The organism is Variovorax sp. GW821-FHT09A10 (assembly GCF_059418385.1).
On the sequence record NZ_JBWKPT010000002.1, the window covers coordinates 697,514 to 709,852 of the forward strand.

Annotated in this window: 11 protein-coding genes; 2 read left to right on the top strand and 9 right to left on the bottom strand. The window is 69.4% G+C overall.

Going from position 1 to position 12,339, the window contains the following annotated elements; translation table 11 throughout:
• Nucleotides 1-2: 2 nt before the first annotated feature.
• The 4 genes from AC07Q9_RS10015 to AC07Q9_RS10030 are packed head-to-tail and all read right to left on the bottom strand — an operon-like array spanning nucleotide 3 to nucleotide 5,283.
• Nucleotides 3-1,763 (bottom strand): dipeptide ABC transporter ATP-binding protein, encoded by a 1,761-nt coding sequence (locus AC07Q9_RS10015; RefSeq protein ID WP_495309142.1) that lies wholly within the window; start codon nucleotides 1,761-1,763, stop codon nucleotides 3-5.
• Nucleotides 1,760-2,701 (bottom strand): ABC transporter permease, encoded by a 942-nt coding sequence (locus AC07Q9_RS10020; protein ID WP_307638254.1) that lies wholly within the window; start codon nucleotides 2,699-2,701, stop codon nucleotides 1,760-1,762. The genes AC07Q9_RS10015 and AC07Q9_RS10020 overlap by 4 nt, the downstream gene beginning before the upstream one ends.
• Before the next feature lie 19 nt (nucleotides 2,702-2,720).
• Complete coding sequence (locus AC07Q9_RS10025) at nucleotides 2,721-3,686, bottom strand: ABC transporter permease (protein ID WP_070060589.1); 966 nt, start codon at nucleotides 3,684-3,686, stop codon at nucleotides 2,721-2,723.
• A gap of 7 nt (nucleotides 3,687-3,693) precedes the next feature.
• Nucleotides 3,694-5,283, bottom strand: a complete 1,590-nt coding sequence (locus AC07Q9_RS10030; RefSeq protein WP_495309146.1) for an ABC transporter substrate-binding protein — start codon at nucleotides 5,281-5,283, stop codon at nucleotides 3,694-3,696.
• 216 nt (nucleotides 5,284-5,499) lie between these two features.
• On the opposite strand from AC07Q9_RS10030, the gene AC07Q9_RS10035 reads away from it, so the two are divergent.
• Nucleotides 5,500-6,108, top strand: a complete 609-nt coding sequence (locus tag AC07Q9_RS10035; protein ID WP_495309148.1) for a TetR/AcrR family transcriptional regulator — start codon at nucleotides 5,500-5,502, stop codon at nucleotides 6,106-6,108.
• A 7-nt stretch (nucleotides 6,109-6,115) separates the two neighbouring features.
• On the top strand, nucleotides 6,116-6,916 hold the full coding sequence (locus tag AC07Q9_RS10040) for an alpha/beta fold hydrolase (protein ID WP_495309150.1): 801 nt from the start codon (nucleotides 6,116-6,118) through the stop codon (nucleotides 6,914-6,916).
• Nucleotides 6,917-7,004: 88 nt separating this feature from the next.
• Here the strand turns inward: AC07Q9_RS10040 and AC07Q9_RS10045 are convergent, their stop codons facing one another.
• The 5 genes from AC07Q9_RS10045 to AC07Q9_RS10065 form a co-directional block, all read right to left on the bottom strand.
• The gene (locus AC07Q9_RS10045; RefSeq protein WP_495309151.1) at nucleotides 7,005-8,219 is read right to left on the bottom strand and encodes a YeeE/YedE family protein; all 1,215 of its coding nucleotides are present in this window, start codon (nucleotides 8,217-8,219) and stop codon (nucleotides 7,005-7,007) included.
• 129 nt (nucleotides 8,220-8,348) lie between these two features.
• Nucleotides 8,349-9,290 carry a sulfurtransferase gene (locus AC07Q9_RS10050; RefSeq protein ID WP_495309153.1) on the bottom strand — a complete coding sequence of 314 codons (942 nt, stop codon included), beginning with the start codon at nucleotides 9,288-9,290 and terminating at the stop codon, nucleotides 8,349-8,351.
• A 119-nt stretch (nucleotides 9,291-9,409) separates the two neighbouring features.
• Entirely contained in the window at nucleotides 9,410-10,453 is a 1,044-nt protein-coding gene (locus tag AC07Q9_RS10055) for an LLM class flavin-dependent oxidoreductase (RefSeq protein WP_495309156.1), read from the bottom strand.
• A 19-nt stretch (nucleotides 10,454-10,472) separates the two neighbouring features.
• A complete protein-coding gene (locus AC07Q9_RS10060; protein ID WP_370869878.1) occupies nucleotides 10,473-11,399 on the bottom strand; it encodes an ABC transporter substrate-binding protein in 927 nt (308 codons plus the stop codon).
• A 12-nt stretch (nucleotides 11,400-11,411) separates the two neighbouring features.
• Nucleotides 11,412-12,335, bottom strand: coding sequence for an ABC transporter substrate-binding protein (locus tag AC07Q9_RS10065; RefSeq protein ID WP_495309160.1), 924 nt, complete (start codon nucleotides 12,333-12,335; stop codon nucleotides 11,412-11,414).
• Nucleotides 12,336-12,339: the final 4 nt, after the last annotated feature.

A 12,339-nucleotide genomic window follows, 5' to 3' on the forward strand; every position in this document is an offset into this window, starting at 1 on the left:
CTTCATGCCGTGGCGAGCACGGCCGCGGCCGGTGCGTGCCGCATGTCCGGCACCGCCGCCATCAACGCCCGCGTGTACGCATGCTTCGGCGCATCGAGCACCTCGGCGGCACTGCCCTGCTCCACCAGCCGCCCACGCTGCATCACGCCCACGTCGTCGCACATGTGGCGGATCACGGCGAGGTTGTGGCTGATCAGCAGGTAGGTCAGGCCGAACTCGTCCTGCAGGTCGCGCATGAGGTTCAGCACCTGGGCCTGCACCGACACGTCGAGCGACGAGGTCGGTTCGTCGCAGACGATGAACTCAGGCTGGCTGGCCAGCGCCCGCGCAATGGCGATGCGCTGGCGCTGGCCGCCCGAGAACTGGTGGGGGTAGCGCCGACCGTCGTCGGGCGACATGCGCACGCGGCGCAGCGCCTGGGCCACGCGCTCGGCGGTTTCGTCGGCACTGGCGGCCAGGCCCAGCACTTCCACGGGTTCGGCGATGAGCCGGTCCACGCGCCAGCGCGGGTTGAGGCTGGCATGCGGGTCCTGGAAGATCATCTGGAAGCGCCGGCGCAGCGCGGCCGTCTGCGCGGCGTCGCCCCAGCGGTCGATGCCGTCGAAATGCACCGTGCCGGCCGTGGGCCGCGTGAGGCCGGCGATCATGCGCGCCACGGTCGACTTGCCCGAGCCCGATTCGCCGACCAGCCCGAAGGTGCGTCCGCGCGCGATGTCGAAGCTCACGCCGTCGACCGCGTGCAGCACCTTCTTCGGCTGGCGCGCCAGCGTGCGCACGAGCCAGCCGGGCGAAAGATCGAATTCGCGTGACAAGCCCTGCACGCGGATCAGCGGCGCGCTGTCCGCCGGTGCCGCCACGGTCTCGACCTGCGCAGGCGGCAACGCGGTGGCCACGGCAATGTCCGCGCCGATCTCCGGCACAGGCAGCCGATGCAGCCTGTCATGCACCGAAGGAATCGCGGCCATCAGCGCGCGCGTATACGGCTCGCGCGGGTGATCGAGCACCTGGCGCACCGGGCCGGTCTCGAGCACGCGGCCCTGGTACATCACCATCACGCGGTCGGCCGCCTCGGCGATCACGCCCATGTCGTGCGTGATGAGCATCGCGGCCGTGCCGCGCTCGCGGCAGACGCGCCGGAACACGCGGATCACCTGGGCCTGCACCGACACGTCGAGCGCGGTGGTGGGCTCGTCGGCAATCAGCAGCTGCGGCTCGGCGCACAGCGCGAGCGCAATCGCCACGCGCTGGCGCATGCCGCCCGAGAACTGGTGCGGGTACTGGTCGATGCGGCTTTCGGGGTCGGGAATCTCCACGTCGGCCAGCAGCGCCAGCGCGCGCCGGCGCGCCTCCTGCTCGCTCACGGGCAGGTGCGTGCGGATGGTTTCGATGAGGTGCCGGCCGATCGGGTAGACCGGGTTCAGGCTGGTCAGCGGGTCCTGGAACACGCTGCCGATGCGGCGCCCGCGCACGCGGCGCATGTCCTCGCCGCGCAGCGTGTCGATGCGCTCGCCGTGCAACTCGACCATGCCGCCCGCGATGCGCCCCGGCGGCGGCACCAGCCCGATGACGGCGGCACCGACCATCGACTTGCCCGCGCCCGACTCGCCGACCACGCCCAGGATTTCGCCCGGTGCGATCTCGAACGAGACGCCATCGAGCACCTGCACCGTGCCTCGGTGTGTGTCGAAGGCCACGTCGAGCCCGCGCACGCGCAGCACGGGCGTTTCGCCGCGGGGCGATGGCGAGGGGTCGCGCGCGCTCATTGCAGCCTCGGGTTCAGGGCGTCGCGCAGCCAGTCGCCCGCCAGGTTGACAGACAGCGCCAACGCCAGCAGCACCAGCGCCGGAAACAGCAGGATCCACCACTCGCCCGAGAACAGGAAGCCCTGCCCGATGCGGATCAGCGTGCCCAGCGACGGCTGCGTGGGCGGCAGCCCCACGCCCAGGTACGACAGCGTCGACTCCGCCACGATGGCCAGCGCAAAGCTGATGGTGGCAATCACCAGCACCGGCGCCAGCAGGTTCGGCAGGATGTGCCGCACCAGGATGCCGGTGCGCGAGCGGCCGATGATCTGCGCGGCGGCCACGTAGTCCTTGTGCTTCTCGAGCATCACGGCGCCGCGCACCGTGCGCGCGTACTGCACCCACTCCGACAGCCCGATGGCCGCCACGATCACGTACACCGCCATGTCGTCGCGGTAGCCCTCGGGCAGCAGGCCGCGCGCGATGCCGAAGATCAGGAGCGCCACCAGCAGCACCGGAAAGGTCAGCTGCACGTCGGCCACGCGCATCACCAGCGTGTCGAACCAACCGCCCGCATAGCCCGCCGCCAGCCCGAGCGGCACGCCGATGGCCAGCGACAGCCCGACCGCGCTCACGCCCACCAGCAGCGACATGCGCAGGCCGTAGAGGATGGCCGAGAACACGTCGCGCCCCTGGTCGTCGGCGCCCAGCGGGTAGAACGCGCCCGAAGCGCCCTGCTGCCCCGGCGGCGTGAAGGCATCGATCAGGTCGAGCACGGCCGGATCGAACGGGTCTTGCCGTGCGATCCACGGTGCGAACAGCGAGGCCAGGGCAACCAGCAGCAGCACGAAGGCGGCCAGCTGCACGGTGCGCGAGCGTGCAAACGCGCGCAGCACGGGCGACTCGGCGTTGCGCCAGCGGCGCGGCGCGGGGGCGCCGGTCGGAGAAGGAAGCGTCATTCGGAAAAGCAAGAAGGAGTCAGGCGCGTCGCAGGCGCGGATCGACCAGCACGTACAGCAGGTCGACGATGAAGTTGATCGCCACGTACAGCAGCGCGATCAGCAGCAGGTAGGCCGCCACCACCGGCACGTCCACCCCCTGGATCGACGTGATGAACAGCAGCCCCACGCCCGGCCACTGGAACACCGTCTCGGTGACGATGGCAAAGGCCACCAGCGAGCCGATCTGCAGCCCCGTGATGGTGATGACCGGGATCAGCGTGTTGCGCAGCGCATGGCCGTAGTTCAGGTCGCGCTCGCGCAGCCCGCGCGCACGGCCGAAGCGGATGTAGTCGGCGCGCAGCACCTCCAGCATCTCGGCGCGCACCAGCCGCATGATCAGGGTCAGCTTGTACAGGCCCAGCGTCAGCGCGGGCATCAGCAGCGAGGCCCAGCCCGAGGCCGTGAGCAGCCCGGTGCTCCAGCCGCCCAGCTGCACGGTGTCGCCGCGTCCGAACGAGGGCAGCCAGCGCAGCTCGACCGCGAACAGGTAGATGAGCCCGATGCCGATCAGGAAGGTGGGCAGCGACACGCCGACCAGCGACACCGCCATGACCGCGCGGCTGGCCACGCTGTCGCGTCGGATCGCGGTGTACACGCCCAGCGCCACGCCGCCCGCCACCGCCAGCACGGCCGCCACCAGCGCCAGCTCCAGCGTGGCCGGCAACCGCTCGGCGATGAGCTCGACCACCGGCCGCTTCAACCGGTACGACACGCCCAGGTCGCCCTGCAGGGCATGGCCCACGTAGCGCAGGTACTGCACCGGCACCGGGCGGTCGAAACCCAGCTCCGCCGTCAGCGCGGCGCGTTCTTCCAGCGTGGCGTCTTCGCCGAGCAGGCTGATGGTCGGGTCGCCGATGTGGCGGAACACCAGGAAGGACACGAACGACACCGCCAGCAACACCAGCACGGACTGGCCGAGCCGGCGCAAGAGATGAACCCACATGATGTGCTCAGGGCTTCGCTACCTTCACGTTCTTGAAGAACACGCTGCCGTCGGGGCTGACCGGAATGTCCAGCTTCGGGGTCGAGGCGAAGTTGAGCACCTGGTCGTGCAGCGCGATGTAGATGCGTTCCTTCTGCACCGTCTGCCAGATGCTTTTGATGGTGGCGTCGCGTTTCGCCTTGTCGCTCTCCGCGGCCAGTGACGCGATCTGCGCGTCGACCTCGGCGTTGCTGTAGCCGGTGGCGTTGGTCGGGCCGCGGCCGTCCTTGCCGCGCGTGTGCACCAGGTAGTCGAAGATGTAGGCCGAGTCGTAGGTCGGCACGCCCCAGCCGAACAGGTAGAAGTCGGTGTCGGCCGAGTTGATGGCGGTGCTGTGCAGCGCGATCGGGCGCGCCGCCACCGTGGTCTTGATGCCGATGCGCCCGAGGAAGCCCGACACCGCCGTGCTGATGGCCTCGTCGTTCACGTAGCGGTCGTTCGGCGTGTGCAGCGTGATCGCAAAGCCGTTCGGATAGCCGGCCTCGGCCAGCAGCTTCTTCGCCTGCGCGGCATTGGCCTTCGGGTAGGCCGCGAAGCCCTTCTCGTAACCGTGCACGAACGGCGGCGCGATGATGCCCGAGGGGTTCGACAGCCCGCGCATCACCGCCGCCTTGATCGCGTCGCGGTCGATCGCCAGGCCGATGGCCTCGCGCACCTTCGGGTCGGCCAGCGGGTTCCTGCCCTTCACGTCGGCGTACTTGAGCTCCTTCGCGCCCACGTTCAGGCCCAGGAAGATCGAGCGGTTCTCGGGCCCTTCGGTCACGCGCAGGCGCTTGTCGGCCTTGAGGCGGCCCACGTCCTGCGCGGGCAGGTCCTGCACGAAATCGACCTCGCCCGACAGCAGCGCGGCCACGCGCGTGGCGGGCGACTTGATCGGCACGTAGACCAGCTCGGTCACGTCCAGCGGAAACTGGCCGCGGCCCCAGTACTGCGGAAACTGCTTGAGCACCGTGCGCGCATCGACCTCGCGCGAGGCCAGCACGTAGGGGCCGGTGCCGTTCTCGTTGCGGGTGGCGAAGTTCTCGGTCTTGCTGGCCACGTCCTGCGACTGCTCGGCCTTGTTCGCCTTGGCCCAGGCCTCGTTGAGGATGAAGAGGTTGGTGAGGTTGTTCGGGAAGATCAGGTTCGGGCCCTTGGTCCTGACCTGCACCGTGAGCGGGTCGACCTTCTTCACCTCGGCCACCGACGACAGCAGCGACTTGAGCGCCGAGCTCGGCGCCTGCGCGCGCTGCAGCGAGAACACCACGTCGTCGGCCGTGAGCAGCGCGCCGTCATGGAACTTGACGCCGGGGCGCAGCTTGAACTCCCACACCGTCGGGTCGGCCGTGAGCTTCCACGAGGTGGCGAGCGCGGGCTGCAGCTTGCTGTCGGCGCCGCGCAGGATCAGCGGTTCGTAGATCTGGTGCAGCAGCCCGAAGTTGGTGCCGGTGTTGACCGCATGCGGGTCGAGCGTGGCGGGGTCGGCGCTGCGCGCCCATCGCACGGTTTCGGCGGCGGCAACAGGCGCCTGCGGCAGGCCGGCGGCCAGCAGGGCCGCGGTCAGGAGTGGTCGGAGCATGGAATCCCTCGGGTGTTCTTGTGAAGTTGAAACAGGCAGATGGCCGCCGTGCGCGGACACACGCCTGTCGTTGCGTGGCGCGACTGTGCCCTGCCCCCGTGCCATCCCCAACGAAGGAGTCCGCATATGGAAATGCGGTGCCTGCGACGTTGAAAACCTGATTTCCCTTGGATGTTTTGCGATGTACATTTACAGCGTAAATTAAAAGGATTCGCGATGCCCAAAGCCTTGTCAGAAGAGGACGTCCAGGACTTCCGCCGCCGCCTGCTCGCGATTGCCGAACAGTCCTTCGCCGAGCATGGCGTCGACGGCGTCACGGTGCGCCAGCTGGCACAGCAACTGGGTTGCAGCGCGATGACGCCCTACCGCTATTTCCGGGACAAGACGGAAATACTGGCGGCGGTGACGGCGGCGGCGCTCGACCGCTTTTCGGCATCGCTGGAGGCGGCGTTCGAGAACCCCGGTAGCGCCGCGGAAAAGTCGGCGGCCGTGCGCGGCGCCTACCTGCGCTTTGCTTTCGACAACCCTGGGGCCTACAAGCTCCTCTTCAACCTGCCGCATCCGGGCATGTCGGAGTTCCCGGAGCTGAAGCGCGCCGCACAGCGTGCCGAACAGATCATGACGGTGCCGTTGGAGCAGCTCGTCGCCGAAGGCGCCATCGCGGGCGATCCGCGCCTGCTGGGCCGGGTGTTCTGGAGCGCGATGCATGGGGCCGTGTCCCTGCAACTGGCCGGCAAGCTCGAGGCATCGCCCGGCTTCGACACCGTGCTCGACCACACGCTGCGCTTCATCGTCGCGGGCGCGAACGCCACCCACGGAAAGTAGGACGGCCATGCTGCTGACCGTGAAGGGTTCGCAGGTTCACCTGCTCGACAAGGGAGAAGGATCGCCCGTGCTGTTCCTGCACGGCAATCCGGACACCGCCGATGTGTGGCGTAGCCTCATCGACCGGTTGCATTCGCACCATCGCTGCCTCGCGCCCGATCTGCCGGGCTACGGACAGTCCGTCGCTGCACCCGGCTTCAGCTTCGCGCTGGAAGACCTGGCGGCATTCGTCGACGAGCTCGTGCACCAGCTCGACCTGCAGGAGCCGCTCAGCCTCGTGGTCCACGACATCGGCGGACAGTTCGGCCTGCCCTGGGCCATCCGGCATCCGCAGAAGGTCCGGCGCCTCACCATCTTCAACACGGCCTTCTCGCCCGGCTACCGATGGACCCGCCTGCACCGCATCTGGCGCACGCCGCTGCTGGGCGAACTGGCGCAGTTCCTCACCAGCCGGCGCGCGTTCTCGCGCGAAATGAAGAAAGGCGCGAGCCGCCTCACCACCGAGCAGATCGACCGGATCTACGACCGGATCACACCATCCATGAAGCAGACCGCGTTGCGCTGCTTCCGCGCCACCGAGCTGGCGCACTTCGAAGGATGGGACACACAGCTGCGCGCCCTCGCCGCGCGCCTGCCGGTGCAGGTGCTCTGGAGCGACGACGACCCCTACATCGCACCGGAATTCGCCGACCGCTTCGGCACGCAGGCGGTGGTGCACCGGTACCGCGGCTACGGACACTGGCTGCCCCTGGAAGCCACGGAACGCGTGGGGGCGGAACTCGAGAAATTCCTTGCCTCGCCGGGCTGACGGATCGCCTGCCCGCACCCTTGCAGTCACTTGTCGATCACCGACGAGGTGCCGACAGCCACGGCCGACCTGTTTGCGCAACAGGTGATCACGCCCCTGCCACCAGGCGCTTCAGCCGCAATCCACCCCACACCGCCAGCAGCACGCTCGCACCGAACACCCAGCCCGACAGCGCACCGGCCATGGTGCCCGACAGCAGGTTGCCGACCGTGCAGCCCAGCCCGGTCATCGCGCCCCACCCCAGCAGCAGGCCGCCGCTAAGGCCCCGAACGACCTGCCCCACCGTCGGCCACGCGGGCTTGAATTGCCCGCTCGCGAGCGCCGCGGCCAGTGCGCCCGCCACGAGGCCGCCGACCAGCAGCGCGTTGGGCGTCTGCCAGAGGCTTTCGACCACCGCCGTGACGCAGCCGCCGAAACCGTCGAGCCCGTCCAGGCGCTGTGGCAGCAGGCCGTGTGCATTGCCGAAGTCGCGCGCGGCGCTGCCGAGTGCGGCTGTCACGCCCAGCGGGCGCAGCCGCAGCACCACGATCACAGCGATGGCGCCGACCGCGAGGCCGCCCCACGCATACGGCCAGCGTCCGTGCAGCAGGCGGCGCGCGGCGTCGATGAAGCGGCGCGGCGTGGGCGACGCAGCCTCGCCCGCCGGCAGCTTCCGCCAGAGCCAGGCCGCGAGCGCTGCGAACACCACCAGCTGCAGCGCGGCCGAGCCCGCATAGCCCAGGTGGTGCGGCAGCCACACGACGGGCGCGGTGGCGATAGTGGCGCTGTAGAGCCAGTTCCAGCTGGTGAACCCCAACAGGAATCCCGCGCCCGCACCGAGCAGTGCGAACGGCGCGGTCGGCGAGCCCTCGCCCAGCCGGTACCAGTGCGCGCTGATGCATGAGCCCGACACCACCATGCCCGCGCCGAAGGCCAGCCCTGCCAGCACCAGCGCCCCGCTGACCGGTCCGATGTGCGCATCGGGCGGCAGCCGCCCGGGCTGCGGCACGGGCAGCCAGCCCGTCATGATGACGTGCATGCCCACGGTGCCGACCGCCAGCGCGGCCACGATGGCCAGCAGGCCGCGTGCGTCGCCGCCTTCGAAGTAGTCGCGCGCATGGCAGTAGAAGCAGAAGCGCGAGCGCTGCAGCACCACGCCGAGCACCGCGCCCAGCCCGAGCGCGAAGGCCAACGCACGGCCGCCGCTGCGCTCGCCCAGCAGGTGCACGCCGGCTGCGACCAGCAGCAACACCACGACTGCAGCGGCCAGGCCTGCGCGAGAAAGCGGCGGCGAAGGCGCCGCACTGATTGACGAAGCGGACATGCCCCGGTCCCTTTGTTTGAGTCAAAAAAAAGCGAGCCCGAAGGCTCGCCCAATGTCGCTCATCAGAGAGGCCGCGAGGTCCCTCCAACGCCGACTCACCTCGAACTCATCTCACCTCAACTCATTCATTCACTTGGACGCCCACACCGTGCCGGCCGGGTTGTTGACCGGCACGCCGACGGCGTTGCCGTACTCGGTCCATGAGCCGTCGTAGTTGCGCACGTTCTTGTAGCCCAGGATCTTGTGCAGCGCGAACCAGGTGTGGCTCGAGCGCTCACCGATGCGGCAGTAGGTGATCGCCGGCTTGCTGCCGTCGATGCCCACGGCCGCGTAGATCGCCTTCAGCTCGGCGGCCGACTTGAAGGTGCCGTCTTCGTTCACCGCGCGGCCCCAGGGCACGTTGGCCGCGCCGGGCACGTGGCCCGCGCGCACCGCCAGTTCGGCGGCGCCGGCCGGCGCGAAGATCTTGCCGCTGTATTCGTCGGCCGAACGGATGTCGACCAGCTTCGCGTCGGAGCGGCCCTCGGCCACGGCCAGCACATCGGCCAGCCGCGCGCGCAACTGCGGGTTGGGCTGCGTCACCTTGAAGCGCGTGGCGACATGCTCGGGCGCGCGGTTGTCGAGCACGCGGTTCTCGGCCTCCCACTTCTTGCGCCCGCCGTCGAGCAGCTTCACGTTCTGCACGCCGTACTGGTCGAACACCCAGGCGGCGAACCAGTTGTTGGTGTCGCCGTAGAGGATCACGGTGGTGTCCTTGTCGACGCCGGCCGCCGACAGCAGCTTCTCGAATTCCGCCTGGCTCACGATGTCGCGGCGCACGCGGTCGTTGAGGTCGTTGTGCCACGAGAAGTTCACCGCGCCCGGGATGTGGCCGCGCTCGTACAGGCCCGGGTTCACGCTGACCTCGATCACGCGCAGCTTCGGATTGCGCAGGTTCTTCTCGAGCCAGTCGGTGGAGACCAGCGGGCCGCTGCCGTCGGCCGAGGCCTGCGCGAAGGCCGACGGTGCGGTGGCCAGGAAGGTCAGCGTGGCGAGGGACGCGGCGCGCCACCATCTGCTGAAGATCGACATGCGGGACTCCTTGTGTTGAATGGAAGACATCAGAAACAGATCAGAGCGAACTCTAGGCAGGCCACCCGCGATCACCAACGAAGCGTTTGCGATAAGCGCATGCGCAAAGCGTCTGAGGCTCAGGCGAGTGCGACTTCCTTGTGTGGCAGCTCGGCGCGCACACGCCAGCCCAGTTCGGGCGCAATGCGCACGGCGATGTCGTCCAGGATCTGCTCGTAGGCCTCGCTGTCGAAGTTGTAGGGCAGCTCCACGCGCAGCTCGCTCACCAGCGGCAGCACCGGGTCGCGGTGCAGGCGCTCGAGGATCTCGTCCGCGCTGCCCACGAGGTCGCCCGCGAACAGCGTGCGGCGCTCGCCCTGCGGCGACAGCGTGCGCTCGACGCGGCCCGCGGCGAACGCGCGGTAGCGCCGCCGCGTGGCGGCATCGGCGCCGTCGAGCGGCACGATCACGCGGCCCAGCGCGATCCGCCCGCGCCGCGCGCCCGGCACTTCGCTGGCGCGGTAGCGCTCGACCAGCCCGGTCTGCGCCTCGAGGAAGTCGTCGGTGGTCTCGCCCGTGAGCACGTTGCCCAGCAGCAGGTGAAAGCCGTTGCGCCCCGCCCATTCGGCCGAGCGCAGCGACCCGCCGCCGTACCAGAGCCGCCCGACCAGGCCGGGCGCATAGGGCTGCACGCGCGGACGCACGCGCCCGCCAGCGGACTCGACCACCGTGTCCTCGTCGCCCAGCAGCACGTCTTCGAGGTTGGCGCGCAGCCGCGCCACGCGCTTGTGCGTGAAGTCGACCGTGGCCGGCGGTGCATCCTGGAAGCGCCCGCCCAGCAAGGCACCGTGCGGCGGCGCACCCGCGCTCAGACCCACCTGCAGGCGACCGCGCGAGAGCACGTCGACGGTGGCCAGGTCTTCGGCGAGCCGGAACGGGTTTTCGTAGCCCATCTGGATCACGGCCGCGCCCAGCTCGATGCGGCGCGTGCGCTGCGTGGCGGCGGCCAGGAAGGTCGGCGCCGACGACACGGCGCGTTCCAGGTGGCGCTGGCGCACCCAGGCGCTGTCGAAGCCGCGCCGCTCGCCGAATTCGAACAGCCGCAGCGCGGCCTCGAGGCCCGCGTGCGGGTCGGCCTCGTCGTAGTTGCCGGGCGTGAGAAAACCGATGTGGTGGATGGTCATGGTCGTGTCGCTCGCAGGGTCAGAACTTCGGCAACCCCGGCGGGTTGACCTCCGATTTCGGCAGCGCCTCTTCGGCCAGGCGCCAGCGCGCGAGCGCCTTGGCGTAGGTGCCGTTGCGGATCAGGTTGTTGGCCGCGGTGGTCAGCGCCACGGCCAGGCCGCTGCCCTTGCGCGTGGCCACGGCCACGTCCGACTTCAACGGCCAGCCCGCGTTCACGGTGCCGGCCAGCCGCAGTTGCCCGTTCTTCGCGGCCTCGTAGGCCTGCGGTGCGTTGGGGTTGAAGTTGGCGTCGACGCGTTTCGTCGTCACCGCCAGCCAGCGCGTCACATCGTCGTCGTAGTACTGGATCGACACCGGCTTCAGGCCTGCGGCCACGTTCTGCCGGTCCCATTCGAGCAGGATGCGTTCCTGGTTGGTGCCGGCGCCGGTCGTGAGCTTCAGGCCCGCCACGTCCTTCGGCTCCTTGATCGACTGGATGGCGCTGTCGGTGCGCACGTAGAAGCCGTGCAGCCCGAGCCGGTAGGTCGAGAAGTCGAACTTCTCCTTGCGCTGCTCGGTCACGCCCACGTTGGAGATCACGGCGTCGTACTTGCCCGAGCTCAGGCCCAGCGGCCAGTCGGCCCAGGCGACGGGCCGCAGCTCCAGCTTCAGGCCCAGCGCCTCGGCGATGAGGTGGGCAAAGTCGGGGTCGAAGCCCACCACCGTCTTCGCGTCGGTGGCGTAGGTGGAGATCGGCGGCGCGAACGGCGCGATGGCGATGGTCAGCACGCCCTCCTTCACGAACTTGAAGCTCGGCGGAATGGCGTTGACGGCCTCGGCGTCCTTGCCGGTGTGCAGGCGGCCCTTCTGCTCGGGGCTGAAGTCGAAGGTGTCGGCGGCGTGCGCCGGCGCGAACGCCATCAGCCCGAGGGCGGCCAGCGCCCCCAGTGTCTTCTTGAGCGACATGGTCCCCTCCCCTCAGTTCTTCGGCAGGCCGGGCGGGTTGGTGCGCGCCACCTCGATGGCCTCGGAGGCCAGGTTCCAGCGCGACAGCGCCTTGCCGTAGTTGCCGTTCCTGATCTGCGTGTTCAGCGCGAGCGTCACGGCCTCGGCAATGCCCGAGCCCTTGCGCGAGGTGACGGCGATCTCGGCATTGAGCGGCCAGCCGCCCGACACCAGGCCCGCGAGCCGGGTCTTGCCGTCGCGCGCCTCGTAGGCCGCGATGGCGTTGGGGCCCACGTAGGCGTCGGCACGGCCCGACTGGATGGCCAGGCGCTGCACCACATCGTCGTCGTAGTACTGGATCTCGATGGGCTTGAGGCCGGCGGCAATGTTCTGCTTGTTCCAGCGCAGCAGGATCTGCTCCTGGTTCGTGCTGGCCGTCACGATGAGCTTCAGGCCCGCGATGTCCTTCGGTTCTTTGATAGTCCCGAGCTTGCTGTCCGACTTGACGTAGATGCCCAACTGGTCGTTGCGGTAGGTCGAGAAGTCGAACTTCTCCTTGCGCTCCTCGGTCACGGTCACGTTCGACACCACCACGTCGAACTTGCCCGACTGCAGGCCCAGCGGCCAGTCGGCCCAGGCGGTGGACACCAGCTCCAGCTTGCGCCCCAGGCTGTCGGCCACGAGCTGCGCGATGTCGGGTGCGTTGCCCACGGGCGTCTTGGTGTCGGTGGCGTAGGCCGCGAACGGCAGCCGGCCGGTGGTGGTGCCGACGACGAGCACGCCTTCCTTCTGGAACTTGAAGTCCTTCGCGAGCCGCACGGCCTCGTCGATCTTCTGCGCGCGCGGGCGGCCGGGCTGCTCGGGGCTCAGGTCGGGCGCCGGGGCGGTCTGGGCCGTGGCGGCGATCGGCAGCAAGGCCGCCAGGAGAACGGACAGGAGAAGGCGTCGATGGGTCATGAAA

Excerpts from the sequence above, each read along its gene's own strand:
- AC07Q9_RS10050 (WP_495309153.1), bottom strand. The coding sequence starts at position 9,290 with ATGTCGATCTTCAGCAGATGGTGGCGCGCCGCGTCCCTCGCCACGCTG.
- AC07Q9_RS10045 (WP_495309151.1), bottom strand. The coding sequence starts at position 8,219 with ATGTCCGCTTCGTCAATCAGTGCGGCGCCTTCGCCGCCGCTTTCTCGC.
- AC07Q9_RS10065 (WP_495309160.1), bottom strand. The coding sequence starts at position 12,335 with ATGACCCATCGACGCCTTCTCCTGTCCGTTCTCCTGGCGGCCTTGCTG.
- AC07Q9_RS10030 (WP_495309146.1), bottom strand. The coding sequence starts at position 5,283 with ATGCTCCGACCACTCCTGACCGCGGCCCTGCTGGCCGCCGGCCTGCCG.
- AC07Q9_RS10040 (WP_495309150.1), top strand. The coding sequence starts at position 6,116 with ATGCTGCTGACCGTGAAGGGTTCGCAGGTTCACCTGCTCGACAAGGGA.
- AC07Q9_RS10035 (WP_495309148.1), top strand. The coding sequence starts at position 5,500 with ATGCCCAAAGCCTTGTCAGAAGAGGACGTCCAGGACTTCCGCCGCCGC.
- AC07Q9_RS10020 (WP_307638254.1), bottom strand. The coding sequence starts at position 2,701 with ATGACGCTTCCTTCTCCGACCGGCGCCCCCGCGCCGCGCCGCTGGCGC.
- AC07Q9_RS10015 (WP_495309142.1), bottom strand. The coding sequence starts at position 1,763 with ATGAGCGCGCGCGACCCCTCGCCATCGCCCCGCGGCGAAACGCCCGTG.
- AC07Q9_RS10025 (WP_070060589.1), bottom strand. The coding sequence starts at position 3,686 with ATGTGGGTTCATCTCTTGCGCCGGCTCGGCCAGTCCGTGCTGGTGTTG.
- AC07Q9_RS10060 (WP_370869878.1), bottom strand. The coding sequence starts at position 11,399 with ATGTCGCTCAAGAAGACACTGGGGGCGCTGGCCGCCCTCGGGCTGATG.
- AC07Q9_RS10055 (WP_495309156.1), bottom strand. The coding sequence starts at position 10,453 with ATGACCATCCACCACATCGGTTTTCTCACGCCCGGCAACTACGACGAG.